A 13,773-nucleotide genomic window follows, 5' to 3' on the forward strand; every position below is an offset into this window, starting at 1 on the left:
AACAGTCGAGGGTGTCGAGCGACCGAGCGACGGCCGCGGGTGACCGAGCGACGGTCTCGGACCCCCGGGAGGACGGGGAGGTCCCGATGAGCGAACGCACCCTCTACGACAAGGTCTGGGACGAGCACAAGGTGACGACCCTGCCGACCGGGCAGGACCAGCTGTTCGTCGGCCTCCACCTCGTCCACGAGGTGACCAGCCCGCAGGCGTTCGGGATGCTCCGCGAGCGCGACATGGAAGTCGCGTACCCCGAGCGGACCCACGCCACCGTCGACCACATCGTTCCCACGGGCGACCGCGACCGCCCCTTCGAGGGCGCGGCCGAGGAGATGATGTCGGAACTGGAGGAGAACGTCCGCGAGGCGGGCATCGAGTTCTCCCATCCCGACACCGGCGATCAGGGCATCGTCCACGTCATCGGCCCCGAGCAGGGGCTCACGCAACCGGGAATGACCATCGTCTGCGGCGACAGCCACACCTCGACCCACGGCGCGTTCGGCGCGCTGGCGTTCGGCATCGGCACCTCCCAGATTCGGGACGTGCTCGCGACCGGCACCGTGGCGATGGAGAAACAGAAGGTCCGGCGCATCCGGGTCACGGGCGAACTCGGCGACTGCGTCGAGGCCAAGGACGTGATACTCGAAATCATCCGCAGGCTCGGCACCGACGGCGGCGTCGGCCACGTCTACGAGTACGCGGGCGAGGCCATCGAGGAGATGGGGATGGAGGGCCGGATGAGCGTCTGCAACATGTCCATCGAGGGCGGCGCTCGCGCGGGGTACGTCAACCCCGACGAGACCACCTACGAGTGGCTCGCCGAGACGGACGCCTTCGCCGACGACCCCGAGGCGTTCGAGCAGCTGAAGCCCTACTGGGAGTCCATCAGGTCCGACGACGACGCCGTGTACGACGACGAGGTCGTCATCGACGGCTCCTCGCTCGAACCCGTGGTGACGTGGGGCACCACGCCCGGACAGGGCGTCGGCGTCACCGAGCCGATTCCCGCGCCCGAGGACCTGCCAGCCGACAAGCGGGAGACCGCCCGACGTGCGCAGGAGCACATGCGCGTCGAACCCGGCGACACGATGGAGGGCTACCCCATCGACGTCGCCTTCCTCGGCTCCTGCACGAACGCCCGCCTGTCGGACCTCCGGCGCGCCGCACGACTCGTGGCTGGCCGGGAGGTCCACGACGAGGTGCACGCGATGGTGGTCCCGGGGAGCCAGCGCGTGAAGGACGCCGCCGAGGCTGAGGGACTCGACGAGGTGTTCCGCGAGGCCGGATTCGACTGGCGCGACGCGGGATGCTCGATGTGCCTCGGGATGAACAGCGACCAACTGGAGGGCGACGAGGCCAGCGCCTCGTCGTCGAACCGCAACTTCGTCGGGCGACAGGGGAGCAAGGAGGGCCGAACGGTCCTGATGAACCCCCGGATGGTCGCCGCGGCCGCCATCGAGGGCGAAGTGACCGACGCCCGCGAACTGCCGGAAGTGGAGGTGGCCCGATGACGACCGACGACACCGACCGAGCGGGCGTCGAGACCGTCGAGGAGGTCTCCGGAACCGGCGTGCCGGTCCGGGGCAACGACATCGACACCGACCAGATAATCCCCGCGCGGTTCCTGAAGGTCGTGACCTTCGACGGGCTCGGCCAGTTCGCGTTCCACGACGTGCGGTTCGATGATGAAGACAATCCGAAGGACCACCCCTTCAACGAGGACCGGTTCCGTGACGCCTCGGTGCTCGTCGTCAACGCCAACTTCGGGTGTGGCTCCTCGCGCGAACACGCCCCGCAGGCCCTGAAGCGCTGGGGAATCGACGCGGTCGTGGGCGAGAGCTTCGCCGAGATATTCGCGGGCAACTGCCTCGCGCTCGGCGTACCCACGGTCACCGCGAGTCCCGAGGAGATAGCGGCCCTGCAGGACTTCGTCGAGGAGAACCCCGACGCCGAAATCGACGTGGACGTGGCCGACGAGACCGTCGGATACGGCGACCGCGAAATCGACGCGACGGTCGACGACGCCCAGCGGAAGGCGCTCGTCGAGGGCGTCTGGGACACGACCGCGCTGATGAAATCGAACGCGGCGGCGGTCGCCGAGACCGCCGCGAGTCTGCCCTACATCGACGCCGGAGCCGACGCGAGCGACGCGAGCGGCGCGGAGGGCGATGCATGACCGAGAAGATCGCAGTGATTCCGGGCGACGGAATCGGTCAGGAGGTCACCCCGGCGGCCCGCGAAGTGCTGGAAGCGGTCGCCCCAGACTTCGAGTTCGAGGAGGCCGACGCGGGAGACGAGGTCGCCGCGGAGACCGGCGACCCCCTCCCCGACGCGACCCGCGAACTCGCGGCGAGCGCTGACGCCACGCTGTTCGGCGCGGCGGGCGAGACCGCGGCCGACGTCATCCTCCCGCTGCGGAGCGCGGTCGGGTCGTTCGCCAACGTCCGGCCGGTCCGGGCGTACCCGGGGACCGACGCGCCCCACCCCGAGACCGACCTCGTCTTCGTGCGCGAGAACACCGAGGGCGTGTACGCGGGCCACGAGACCGAGGTCGCGCCGGGCGTAACCACGCTGACACGGGTCGTTACCGAGGCGGCGTCCGAGGAAATCGCGCGTTACGGCTTCGAGTACGCCGCCGAGCGCGACCGCTCGGTCACCATCGCACACAAGGCCAACGTGATGCGCGAGACCGACGGCCTGTTCCTCGCGACCGCCGAGGCGGTCGCCGAGGAGTTCGACGTGCCCGCAGACGACGCGCTGATGGACGCGCTGGCGATGCACCTCGTCCAGCGCCCCGAGGACTTCGACGTGGTCGTCTGCCCCAACCTCGCGGGCGACGTGCTCTCGGACCTCGCGGCCGGACTCGTGGGCGGGCTGGGCCTGCTCCCCAGCGCGAACGTCGGCCGCGAGCGCGCGCTGTTCGAGCCGGTCCACGGCACCGCGCCCGACATCGCGGGCGAGGGCGTCGCCAATCCGACCGCCGCGATGCTGTCGGCCGCGCTCCTGCTGGAGTACCTCGGCCACGACGACGAGGGCCGACGCGTGCGCTCTGCGGTCGAGGCGACGCTGGAGTCGGGGCCGCGCACGCCCGACCTCGGCGGCGACGCGACGACGAGGGACGTGACCGACGCGGTACTGGAGCGCCTGTAGCGACTCGATGCCGAGTCGTCCGTAGCGCGGCGAGAAGAAGCCGTCCCGATTCCGAAATCCGACCGTCCTATCGAAGCGGTTCGCGCCCGCCGATGAGGTTGGTCGTGTCGACCGTCTCGGCGCGTGCCCCGCCCTTCTTGACCTCGGTCGCCGTCATGCATTCGAGGCAGCCGAACACCTCGTTCTTGTTGTTCCCGAACACGCGAGCGAAGTCCCGCGTCACGAAGGAACCGCAACTCTGGCACCGGTTCTCCGCCATCGTGTCGTCGCCGTTGGTGAGTCTGTTGTCGGTCGTGGTCATGCGTGGCGATAGTTACACGCCACTAGAGACACTTTGTTATCCAGTACCTACACCCCCGTAACCAACCGCTACCGACCCCGGTAAGCGCCTGTTACGCGGTTTCCGGCCCTCGCGTCGATTCCGAAAACGTGCCCATAATTTAAGAGTCGGGGGTGAGAAATCGTCCGGTCGGTCGTCGGCGTCGGTCGGGGTTCGTTTCCGCCCGTCTCCGTGCTCGTTTCGCCGCCCGCCCGAAATCGTCCGGTCGGGTCGCCCCCGTCGCTTAAGGTTCAGGCCCTCCTACGGGGACGCGATGCCGAAGATAAACGTCGACGAGAACACCGTAGAGCGACTCGACGGCCTCCGGACCGAGGACGAGTCCTACGACGAGCTCATCAACGAGCTCATCAACATCTACGAGGCCGAGGAGCTGACGCTGTTCCACGGCGGCGACGAGGTTTAGACCTCGGCGACCACCGTCTCGCCCGCCCGCACCCTGTCGCCGCGCTCGACGGTCACGTCTCCGAGTCCGACCGACGCCGGGAGGACCACGTCGGCCCGGCTACCGAACGAGATGTGTCCGAGTCGCTCGCCCCGGTCGAGTTCGTCGCCGGGTTCGACGTAGGGGTGGATGCGCCGGGCGAACGCCCCCGCGATGAGCGTCACCTCGTGGTCGTCGAATCGGATGTGGAGCTTCTCGTTTCTGTCCGACTCCTTCGAGAACGCCGGGAGGTGTCTGCCGGGTTCGTGGTCGACCGCCTCGACCCGACCCCCCAGCGGCGCGCGGTTGACGTGAACGTCCGTGACGTTCATGAACACGCCGACGCGCACCCGGTCGCCCTCCTCGCGAACGACCGACACCTTCCCGTCGGCGGGCGCGGGGATGCCCGACTCGGGCGGCGTCCGGTCCGGGTCGCGGTGGAAGGCGAGGACCGCCGCCGCGAGCGCGAGCGCCCCGGCGCTCGCGAGCGGCGACGCGACGACACCGGCGGGAAGCGCGAGCGCCAGCGGTATCGCGGCGTACCGCCACGCGCCCGGCGCGAATCGCCGCCCCATCTACTCGGTGCCAGCCGCGGTCTCACGGACTCGCGACCACTTGCCCTGGGATTCGAGGCGCTCCTGGAGTTCGTCGGCGTACTCCTGAGCGAGTCGGTTCGCGGCCTGAAGCTGGCTCGGGTCGGCCCCGCCGCCCCCGCCGCCGAGTCCGAGCATGCCCTTCACGGAGTCGAAGATTCCGTTTCCGCCCGCTCGCTGGCCGCCCGCTCCGCCCATCGCGCCCATCTGACTCCGGATGTTCTCGAGTTCGGGCATCACCTGCTCGACCTTCGAGGTGTCGGCGACGACGCGAGCGCGCTCGGCGTCGTCGGGGTTCTCGATTTCGAGTTCGACCGCGGTCATGATGAGCCCCCACTCCTGCGAGGAGAACTCCGACTCGGCGACCCGCTGGGCGAACTCCTGGTCGACCGCCATCCGGTCGCCCACTATCGTATCCTGCCAGCCTCTGTCGGACATGCCCGGGGGTTCGGGTCGGGGGAGTATCAGGGTTTTCCTGCCGGACGAAAAAAAGGGACCGCGAATCGGGGCGTCCTCAGAACGCGCCGCCCTGCACTTCGACCTCGGCCGCCAGCGACTCCTTCAGCGCGTCGTGGACCTTGCAGAGTTCGTTCGCGCGCTCGACGACCGCCTCGGCCTGCTCGTCGTCGAGTTCGGCCTCGGTCCGGACGACGAAGGTGACGCTGTCGAGTTTGTCGTCGTCGTCGAGACCGCCCTCCACGTCGATCTCGACCTTCCCGAGGTCGCCGACGTCGCGCTGTTCGGCACCCACGCGGAGCGCGGGAACGTAACAGGAAGCGTAGGCCGCGAGGAGCGCTTCGAGCGTGTCGGGGGCCTCCTCGCCCGTGGCGTCGATGGTGTGGTCGAAGTCCCGAATTCGGTTGTCGGCCTGGAATCCCGCTTCGGACGTGGTGGTGACTTCTTTCGTCATGCGTTCGATGTATCTCTCGCCGAGCCCCTTAGTGTTGCTCTTATCGGCGGAATGCGAAAACAGAACTCGGAAGACGGTCGCTACAGCTCGTCGGCGAGGTCGAACGACTCGTCGCCGTCGAGCGCGCGGACCTCGGTGTCGCTCCCGACGGCCTTGACCTCGCGGGCGAAGTCCTCGGGGTCCTGCTCGATGGGCGGGAAGGTGTCGTAGTGAATCGGGACGGCGTAGTCGACGTCGAGCCAGTCGACCGCGATGGCGGCCTGCCACGGCCCCATCGTGAAGTGGTCGCCGATGGGGACCGCGGCGACGTCGGGTTCGAGGTGCGGGCCGATGACGTCGCGCATCTCGGTCATCAGGCCGGTGTCGCCCGCGTGGTAGAAGGTCTGGCTCTCCTCGTCTGCCACCTGCGTCGGCTTGGTGTCGCTGATGATGAATCCAGCGGGCATCCCGCCGGTCGCGCCGTAGTCGGTGTCCATGCCGTTGGTGTGGTCGGCCCGGTGCATCGTGACGAACGCGTCGCCGCACTCGACCGTGCCGCCGAGGTTCATCCCCATCCCGCCGACCGCCTCGAACTCGCCGTACTCGTCGCGGCAGTACGAGACGACCTCGGGGGTCGCGACGAGTTTCGTCCCCTCGTAGCGGTCCACGTCGCCGATGTGGTCGGCGTGGCCGTGGGTGAGCAGGAGGTAGTCGGGGTCGAGTTCCTCGGGGTCGGTGTCGGTCTTGGGGTTGTCGAAGAACGGGTCGATGAGCAGTTCGGTCTCGCCGACTTCGACGTGGAACGTCGAGTGGCCGTAGTAGGTGATATTCATGGGTCCGGGCGGATATACTCGCGTTCGACACTTAAATGATGTTGGAGGTGTGGCCGGACGCGACCGACGCCGCCGCGGCGGCGTCGGTCGCGTCCGAACTCAGGTATGTCCAAACTCAGCCACGTCCGAACCCGGTCACGTCCGAACTCACCCACGTTCGAACTCGGTCGGGGCGACCTCGCCCCGACCGAGTCCACCGAGCGTCCGGAAGTAGCAACCCCTAAGTTTAGGCCGACCTAAGACCCGCGAGAATGGAGCTAACTCGCCGGGACGCCATCGTCGCGCTCGCCGCGAGCGGGGTCGCGGTCGGCACCGGAGCGTACCTCGACGGGAATCCCTTCGCCGACGAGTCGACCCCCGCGAGTGAGTCGCCCTCCGACCGGTTCGACACCCTGCTGGCGGCCGCCGAGACGGTCTACCCCACCGAGGTTTCGGGCGTCGAGGAGTTCGTCCGGACCTACGCGCTCGGCCGGGTCGAGGACCGCCCGGCGTACCGCGACGGGATGGCCGGGGCGCTCGCGACGCTGGACGAGTACGCGCGGGAGTGGCACGACGCCGACTTCCGGCAGCTCGACGCCGCGACCCGCGAGAAGACGCTCGACCAGATGGGCGTCGACACGGCCGACCCCGACCCGGAGGGGGCCGACCGCCACCGGGTCCGGTACTACGTCGTCAACGAACTGCTGTACGCGCTGTACACCTCGCCGACCGGCGGCGAACTGGTCGGCATCGAGAACCCGCAGGGCCACCCCGGCGGGGCCGAGAGCTACCGACGGGGGCCGGGAGAATGACGCAGGAAATCGACCGCTCGCCCTCGGAGCGCGCCGACGTGTGCGTCGTCGGCGCTGGCCCGGCGGGCGCGCTGGTCGCCCACCGACTCGCGAACGCGGGCCGCGACGTGGTGGTGCTGGAGGCCGGGAAGCGCTTCGACTTCGGGGACCGCGAGCGCCGGATGGAGCGTGCGATTCGCCCGGCCCATGACCACCTCTCGGTCTGGGACATGGGCGGCGAGCGCGACGAGTACACCTCCGCTGGCGAGCGCTTCTACCCCCTCAACAGCGCCCGGGTGAAGGGCGTCGGCGGCACCACCCTCCACTGGCAGGGGATGGTGATGCGGTTCCACGAGTCGGACTTCGAGGAGTGGCCCATCGAGTACGGCGACCTCCAGCCGTACTACGCCGAGGCCGAGGAGGAACTGGGCGTCGCGGGGGCCGACGACAACCCCTACGCGCCACCCCGCGAGGAGCCCTTCCCGATGCCCGCGTTCAAATCCTCCTACAGCGACTCCCTCTTCGCGGAGGCCTGCGAGCGACTCGGCGTGACCATGCACTCGGTCCCCAACGCCCGCAACTCCGAGGGCTACGACGACCGGAGCGCGTGCGTGGGCTACGGCACCTGCAAGCCGGTCTGCCCCTCCGGCGCGAAGTACTCGGCCGACCACCACATCGAGAAGGCCGAGGACGAGGGCGCGCGGGTCATCGACCGCGCGCCCGTCCAGCGCCTCGAACACGACGACGCTGGCGAGCGCGTCACCGCGGCGGTGTACGCCACGCCCGACGGCGAGACCCACCGACAGGAGGCCCGCGAGTTCGTGCTGGCGGCGGGTGGGGTCGAGATTCCCAGACTCCTCCTGCTGTCGGAGTCCGAGGAGTATCCCGACGGCCTCGCCAACTCCTCGGGCGCGGTCGGCCGGTACTTCATGGACCACCTGTTCGGGGGCGCGGGCGGGACCATCGACCGCGAGACCCGCCAGAACCACGTCGGGTTCATCACCAGCGAGTGCCACCAGTTCTACGACGACCCGACCCGGGCCGCGGAAGGCACCGCGGGCGAGATTCCGGAGTGGTCCGGCGACGGCCCGGAACCCGGCCCGCTCAAGCTGGAGTTCCTGAACTACGCCGGGCCGTCGCCCGTCGAGATGGCGCTGTCGGGCGAGGAGTTCGGCGACGACCTGCTCGACGACCTGCGGGAAGGGTACGGCAACTCCATCGCGATGGGCGGGCTCGTCGGCCAGCGCCCCCGGAAGGAGAACCGAATCACCCTAGACCCCTCGACCACCGACGACCACGGCAATCCAGTCCCCGAGATACACTGGCGCGTGGACGACCGCACGGCCGCGAGCCTCAGGCGCGCCAACGAGATACAGCACGCCGTCCTCGACGAACTCGGGGTCGATATCTCGTGGACCGTCGGCCCCGAGGACACCGGCCCGGCGTTCCACCACATGGGCACGACCCGGATGGGAGACGACCCCGAATCCAGCGTGGTGAACTCCCGACTGCGGGCTCACGACCTCCGGAACCTCGCCGTGGCGTCGAGCAGCGTGTTCGTCACGAGCGGGGCGCTCAATCCCACCCTCACCATCGCGGCGCTCGCGCTGAAGGCCGCAGACCACGTCGAAGAACGGTTGTAGGCCGGATATCGCGGGTGGGAAGCAGTTCGGTTCTCACTCCTCGCCCGATTCCTGCTCGCTCGATGCCCCCTCGCCCAACATCTCGGCGGTCCCCCCGTCATCGGCGGGTTCTGGCGCTCGCTCGGCGTCGCTTCCGCCAGCACGCCGTCGTCGCCACGCCCCGAAGACGACCCCGAGCGGGACGCCGAACGCCAGCACGTAGGGCGCGGCGTAGGCCGTTCCGACCGCGAGCGCGCGCGTCGCGACGCCGACGCCGCTCACCGATTCGAGGAACGCCGCGAGCAGTCCCGTCTCGTACCACGCGGTCGGCTCGGTGGTCTCGGGTTCGGGCGGTTTCTCGTCCATCTCGACGGTTATCGTGGAGTAGGCGACCTGTCGCTGGAGCGACTCCTGCTGGGCTTCGAGGCGCTCGATTTCGGTCTGGACCTCCGAGAGGCGCTCTTGCACGTCGAGGACGGTCTCGGTGTCGTTGGCCTCCTCGTAGAGCTCCCGCAACTGCTCGCGCTGGGACCGGAGGTTCTCCAGTCGCGCTTCGATGTCGACCAGCTGGTCGGTCACGTCCTCCGTGTCGGTACTGACGTGCCGGACCCCTCCCTCGTCCTTCACGCGGTCGAGGAACGCCGAGAAGTTCTCGGCGGGGACCCGGAGGACGAGCCTGCCGCTGGTCCACGACTGATTGGCGCGATTGTGGACCTGCTCGTCGGTGTCGCCCACGAACCCGCCGCGGGACTCGACCGCTTGCGTCAGGTTCCGACGCGACTCGTCGAACGACTCGACCCGTAGGGACACCTCGCCGGTCCGAATCAGCTCCCGCTCTCGATTCTGGACGGCGCTCTCGCCCGACGAGTCGTCGGCCGACCCGTCAGATTCCTGCACGGTGCCCTGAGCCTCCGTCGCCGCGAGGTTGGCCTGTGCCGACTGGTCGGCGCTACCGGCGTCGCCGCCGCTTCCGGAACACCCCGCGAGGACGACCAGCGACGCGAGCGCGACCGCCACCAACAGTCGTTTCTTCGACCGTGACATGTCGAGGAGTTGTACGCCGGACTATCATAAGTCCGACGTAGACTGAAACGACCGTTTCACCGATTCCGGAGACGGCTCACGGGAGACCGACCGCCCGGGGACCGCCCGGTCCCCGGGCGGTCGGTCCGGTCGGGCGGTCGGTCCGGTCGTGGCGGGACGCTCTATTCGAACTCCGGCAGGACGTTCTCGTCGTAGAACTCGAAGAAGTCCTCCTGATTCGGTCCGATCTGGTGGACGTAGACGTGGTCGTAGCCCGCGTCGACGAACTCCTCGATGTTCTCGACGTGGGTCTCCGGGTCGGGGTCGGTGACGATGCTGTCGGCCTCGCGGACGTCCTCCTGTGAGACCATCTCCGTGGCCTGCTCGAAGTGGGTCGGCGTCGGGAGGACGGCGGCGAGTTCGCCCGGCAGGACGCTGTTGGGCCAGTTCTCGTGCGCTGTCTCGACGGCCTCGTCCTCGTCGTCGGCGTAGCAGACCGTGAGCTGGCTGAACTTCGGTCCCTCGCCGCCCTCCTCCTCGAAGGTCTCGACCACGTCCTGCGGGCCGACCGACCAGAACCCCTCGCCGATTCTGGCGGCCGCCTTCGCGGCGCGGTCGCCGTAGGCCGACACGCAGACGGGCGGGTTCTCCTCGGGCAGGGTGAACAGCCGCGCGTCCTGAACGTCGTAATGCTCGCCGTGGTGGCTGACTCGCTCGCCCGACCACAGTTTGCGGATGACCGCCACGGCCTCCTCCAGCATCTCCAGCCGGATTTCGTGTTCGGGCCAGTGGTCGCCCTGAACGTGTTCGTTCAGGTTCTCGCCCGTACCGACCCCGAAGTAGAACCGCTGGCCCGACTCCTCGAACAGCTTCGCGACGGTCCCGGCCGCCTGCGCGACGATGGACGGGTGAATCCGCATCGTGGGACAGGTGACGCCGACGCCCACGTCGAGGTCGTCGGTCTCGCGCGCGACGCCGCCGAGCGTCGTCCAGACGAACGGCGAGTGGCCCTGCGCGCGTATCCACGGGTGGAAGTGGTCCGAAATCGAGACGAAGTCGAAGCCCAGTTCCTCCGCGCGGACCGCGTGCTCGACGAGGTCGTTCGGCGGATGCTCCTCGCTGGAGAGTGTGTAGCCCAGTTCGACCATGGACATGGCACGGCGGATTCGCCCAAGAACGCTACGGCCGTCGGCGAACGTGTGCGAATCCGCGAGCGAACGCTCGCGGATTCGCCAGCGTCACCGGTCGGTCGACCCGAGGGTCACCGGTCGACCGACCCGAGGGTCACCGGTCCACCGACCCGAGGACGATGTCGAGGCTCCCGAGCGCCGCGACGAGGTCGGGCACGTACTCGCCCTCGGCCATCGCTTCGAGGGCGTGGAGGTTGTTGAAGCAGGGGCTTCGAATCTTGAACCGGGCTGGCTGGGAGGTGCCGTCCGACCGGATGTAGATTCCCATCTCGCCCTTCGCGGCTTCGACCGCCCGGTACACCTCGGTGTCGGCCTCGGGCTTGAGGGTCCGGGGGACGTTGGCCTGAATCGTCCGCTCGTCGTCGGGCCACTCTTCGAGCAGGTCGACGCACTGCTGGATTATCTTCGCCGACTCCTCGACCTCCTGCATCCGGACCAGCACCCGGGCGTAGTTGTCGCCGTAGGGTTCGGTGACCACGTCCCAGTCGAGTTCGTCGTAGTAGCCGTAGGGGTCGTCCCTGCGCAGGTCGTAGTCGACGCCCGACCCGCGGGCGACCGGCCCGGTACAGCCGTAGTCCTTGGCGGTCTCGGCGGTGATGACTCCGGTGTCGACGGTCCGCTTCTGGAATATCTCGTTGCCGGTCATCAGGTCGTGGTACTCCTCGACGTGTTCGGGCAGTTCGTCGAGGAAGTCCCGGACCTTCTCGAAGAACTCCTCGCGGGGTTCGGGAACGTCCCAGACGACCCCGCCGAGCCGGAAGTAGTTGAACATCATCCGCTGGCCCGTGAGGTCTTCGAGGATGTTCTGGACGATCTCGCGATCTCGGACCGAGTACATGAAGATGGCGGTGAAGTCGCCGTACACGTCGAGCGCGAACGTCCCCAGCGCGAGCATGTGGCCCATGATGCGACCGAACTCGACCGCCATCGTCCGGAGGACCTGCGCGTACTCGGGCACCTCGATGTCGGCGAGCGCCTCCGCGGTCCGGGCGTACGCCCACTCGTTGGGCATGTTCGCGGTGTAGTCCCACCGGTCGGGGTACGGCATGATTTCGTACCGGTAGTTCTTGTCTTGGCACATCTGCTCCTCACACCGGTGGAGGTAGCCGACGTCGGGTTCGACGTGGGCGACCTGCTCGCCGTCGAGGACGGTCTTGAGGTGGAGCACGCCGTGGGTCGCTGGGTGGTGAGGGCCGATGTTGAGGAACATCGTGTCCGACCCCGGGTCGGAGTCGGCTTCCGACTCCGACTCGGACCCGGACCCGGACCCGGTCTCGCGCTGGGTGTCGGCGAGCGGATTGACGTGCTCTTTCAGCGTGACGACTTGGGGCTTGTCCTGGTGGTAGTCGAGGGCGAGCGGGTGGCCCTGCCACGTCTCGGGCAGGAGGATGCGCCGCAGGTCCGGGTGGCCGTCGTACTCGATGCCCACGAGGTCGTAGGCCTCTCGCTCGTGCCACTCGGCGGTCTTGTACACCGACGCCGCCGACTCGCTCACTGGGTTCTCGCGGTCGGTCGGCACGATGACGTTGACTTCCCGAGTCCGGTCGTCGTACGTGGTCAGGTGGTAGATGCTCTCGTAGCGGTCCTCGTACTCCTGAGCGGTCAGACACGAGAGGTGGTCGAACCCGGCCTCGTCCTTGAGGGTCCGGAGCACTTGCTCCACGTCGGACGGTCGTATCACGAACCCCTCGGCGTCGAGGTGGCTCTCGCGGCGAATCACGCGGTCGCCGAGCAGGGCGTCGAGCGCGTCGTAATCGACGGACTGGACCCGCTGTGGCTCCCCCTCTCTGGATTCGGTTTCGGGTGCGTCACTCATTGTAGATCACGCGGGGACGCGAGCGTAACCGAACCTCCGGCGGTATCCCGGACGGTCTCCGGCGGTGTCGCGCGCTTCCCATCCCCCAACCAAGGTATCCGCCGGGCATCAATAGGACTACCGTCTCTCGTCGCCGGGCCGCGCCGCGAAAAAAGCGCTGATTCGACTCCTACTGCTCAGTACCGCGGGCTCCGGCGTCTCTCCTCGCGTCCTCGGCCCTGCGAGCGCTCCTCGCCGTGTTTCTCGCCGCCCTGCTGGCTCTCGCCGCGCATCGCGGTCTGCTGGACCGGGCTGAACCCGCTCTCGGAGCTCCCGCCGTACTGATTCTGCTCGCCGCCCTGCTCGCGGCGGCCCTGCTGGCCCTGCTGGTGGCCTTGCTGACTCTGGCGGCCTTGCTGGTGACCCTGTTGGTGGCCCTGCTGACCCATCTGCTCGTGCTGGCCTCGGCCGCCCATCTGCTGGCCCTGCTGGCGGCCTCGCTCGTGTTGGCCACTCTGCTGGCCCTGTTGGTGGCCACCCATCTGCTGGCCGTACTGCTCCTGCTGGTGGCCGCCCTGTCGGCCCCGCTGTTCGTGGCCGCTGAACTGGCCGCCGCCGGGTTGGCCCTGCTGACTCTGGTGACCGTGCTGGCCCTGCTGACTCTGGTGACCTTGCTGGCCGCCCTGTTCGTGCTGGCCACCTCGCTGCTGGCGACTCCGCCCGCCGTATCGACTCTCTCGACGGGGTTGCTGGCCGCCCTGTTGGCTCATCTGGCCGCCCTGCTCCTGCTGGTGGCCGCCCATCTGTTGGTGGCCCTGCTCGCGCTGACCCTGCTGGCTCTGGTGACGGCCCTCCTCCTGCCAGCCCCGGCCGCCCCGCTGGCCGTGCTGTCCGGACTGCTGGCCGTGCTGTCCGGACTGCTGGCCGTGCTGTCCGGACTGCTGGTGCCGTCCGGACTGCTGGTGCCGTCCGGACTGCTGGCCGTGCTGTCCGGACCCCTGATGTCGTCCTTCCTGCTGGCGCTGTCCGGACTGTCCCTGCCGCCCTCGCTCTCGTCCGCCCGACGAGTATCGGCCCTGCTCTCTCGGTTCGTCGCGGTCGCTCCACTGCTCTTGGTCTTGATTTTGTCGTGTCATCGGCGTCTCCCCCG

15 protein-coding genes are annotated in these 13,773 nt (G+C 68.7%); 6 read left to right on the forward strand and 9 right to left on the reverse strand.

What is annotated here, in order from left to right; all coding sequences use genetic code 11:
* Nucleotides 1-86: 86 nt before the first annotated feature.
* Genes leuC through NGM10_RS00760 form a run of 3 tightly spaced genes read left to right on the forward strand, consistent with a single transcriptional unit; the run spans nt 87 to nt 3,147 of the window.
* Nucleotides 87-1,508 (forward strand): 3-isopropylmalate dehydratase large subunit, encoded by a 1,422-nt coding sequence (gene leuC / locus NGM10_RS00750; RefSeq protein ID WP_253480751.1) that lies wholly within the window; start codon nt 87-89, stop codon nt 1,506-1,508.
* Nucleotides 1,505-2,173: a 3-isopropylmalate dehydratase small subunit gene (gene leuD, locus NGM10_RS00755; RefSeq protein WP_253480753.1), complete on the forward strand. Its 669-nt coding sequence runs from the start codon at nt 1,505-1,507 to the stop codon at nt 2,171-2,173. The genes leuC and leuD overlap by 4 nt, the downstream gene beginning before the upstream one ends.
* Nucleotides 2,170-3,147 carry an isocitrate/isopropylmalate dehydrogenase family protein gene (locus NGM10_RS00760; RefSeq protein ID WP_253480755.1) on the forward strand — a complete coding sequence of 326 codons (978 nt, stop codon included), beginning with the start codon at nt 2,170-2,172 and terminating at the stop codon, nt 3,145-3,147. The genes leuD and NGM10_RS00760 overlap by 4 nt, the downstream gene beginning before the upstream one ends.
* Nucleotides 3,148-3,214: 67 nt before the next feature.
* Here NGM10_RS00760 and NGM10_RS00765 read toward each other — a convergent pair whose 3' ends face one another.
* Nucleotides 3,215-3,448, reverse strand: coding sequence for a DUF7563 family protein (locus NGM10_RS00765; protein ID WP_253480757.1), 234 nt, complete (start codon nt 3,446-3,448; stop codon nt 3,215-3,217).
* A 292-nt stretch (nt 3,449-3,740) separates the two neighbouring features.
* Between NGM10_RS00765 and NGM10_RS00770 the strand changes: the two genes are divergently transcribed.
* Nucleotides 3,741-3,890 carry a DUF7557 family protein gene (locus NGM10_RS00770; RefSeq protein ID WP_253480759.1) on the forward strand — a complete coding sequence of 50 codons (150 nt, stop codon included), beginning with the start codon at nt 3,741-3,743 and terminating at the stop codon, nt 3,888-3,890.
* On the opposite strand, the gene NGM10_RS00775 is transcribed toward NGM10_RS00770, so the two are convergent.
* The 4 genes from NGM10_RS00775 to NGM10_RS00790 form a co-directional block, all read right to left on the reverse strand.
* Entirely contained in the window at nt 3,887-4,483 is a 597-nt protein-coding gene (locus NGM10_RS00775) for a protein sorting system archaetidylserine decarboxylase (protein ID WP_253480762.1), read from the reverse strand. The genes NGM10_RS00770 and NGM10_RS00775 overlap by 4 nt on opposite strands.
* Entirely contained in the window at nt 4,484-4,939 is a 456-nt protein-coding gene (locus NGM10_RS00780) for a DUF5799 family protein (protein ID WP_253480765.1), read from the reverse strand.
* A 76-nt stretch (nt 4,940-5,015) separates the two neighbouring features.
* Complete coding sequence (locus NGM10_RS00785; RefSeq protein ID WP_253480768.1) at nt 5,016-5,411, reverse strand: OsmC family protein; 396 nt, start codon at nt 5,409-5,411, stop codon at nt 5,016-5,018.
* Nucleotides 5,412-5,491: 80 nt separating this feature from the next.
* The gene (locus tag NGM10_RS00790; protein WP_253480771.1) at nt 5,492-6,223 is read right to left on the reverse strand and encodes a metal-dependent hydrolase; all 732 of its coding nucleotides are present in this window, start codon (nt 6,221-6,223) and stop codon (nt 5,492-5,494) included.
* Between the two features lie 251 nt (nt 6,224-6,474).
* On the opposite strand from NGM10_RS00790, the gene NGM10_RS00795 reads away from it, so the two are divergent.
* The gene (locus NGM10_RS00795; protein WP_253480774.1) at nt 6,475-7,014 is read left to right on the forward strand and encodes a gluconate 2-dehydrogenase subunit 3 family protein; all 540 of its coding nucleotides are present in this window, start codon (nt 6,475-6,477) and stop codon (nt 7,012-7,014) included.
* A complete protein-coding gene (locus NGM10_RS00800; RefSeq protein WP_368408637.1) occupies nt 7,011-8,636 on the forward strand; it encodes a GMC family oxidoreductase in 1,626 nt (541 codons plus the stop codon). Before NGM10_RS00795 ends, NGM10_RS00800 begins: the two co-directional genes overlap by 4 nt.
* 33 nt (nt 8,637-8,669) lie before the next feature.
* On the opposite strand, the gene NGM10_RS00805 is transcribed toward NGM10_RS00800, so the two are convergent.
* From NGM10_RS00805 to NGM10_RS00820, 4 genes are all read right to left on the reverse strand, one after another.
* Entirely contained in the window at nt 8,670-9,659 is a 990-nt protein-coding gene (locus NGM10_RS00805; RefSeq protein WP_253480777.1) for a DUF4349 domain-containing protein, read from the reverse strand.
* Between the two features lie 161 nt (nt 9,660-9,820).
* Nucleotides 9,821-10,786, reverse strand: coding sequence for a TIGR03557 family F420-dependent LLM class oxidoreductase (locus NGM10_RS00810; protein WP_253480780.1), 966 nt, complete (start codon nt 10,784-10,786; stop codon nt 9,821-9,823).
* A gap of 136 nt (nt 10,787-10,922) precedes the next feature.
* Nucleotides 10,923-12,644, reverse strand: a complete 1,722-nt coding sequence (locus tag NGM10_RS00815; RefSeq protein ID WP_253480782.1) for an NADH-quinone oxidoreductase subunit D — start codon at nt 12,642-12,644, stop codon at nt 10,923-10,925.
* Nucleotides 12,645-12,820: 176 nt separating this feature from the next.
* Nucleotides 12,821-13,759 (reverse strand): hypothetical protein, encoded by a 939-nt coding sequence (locus NGM10_RS00820; protein WP_253480784.1) that lies wholly within the window; start codon nt 13,757-13,759, stop codon nt 12,821-12,823.
* Nucleotides 13,760-13,773: the final 14 nt, after the last annotated feature.

It is taken from the genome of Halorussus salilacus (assembly GCF_024138125.1).
In the GTDB taxonomy this organism is placed as follows: Archaea; Halobacteriota; Halobacteria; order Halobacteriales; family Haladaptataceae; genus Halorussus; species Halorussus salilacus.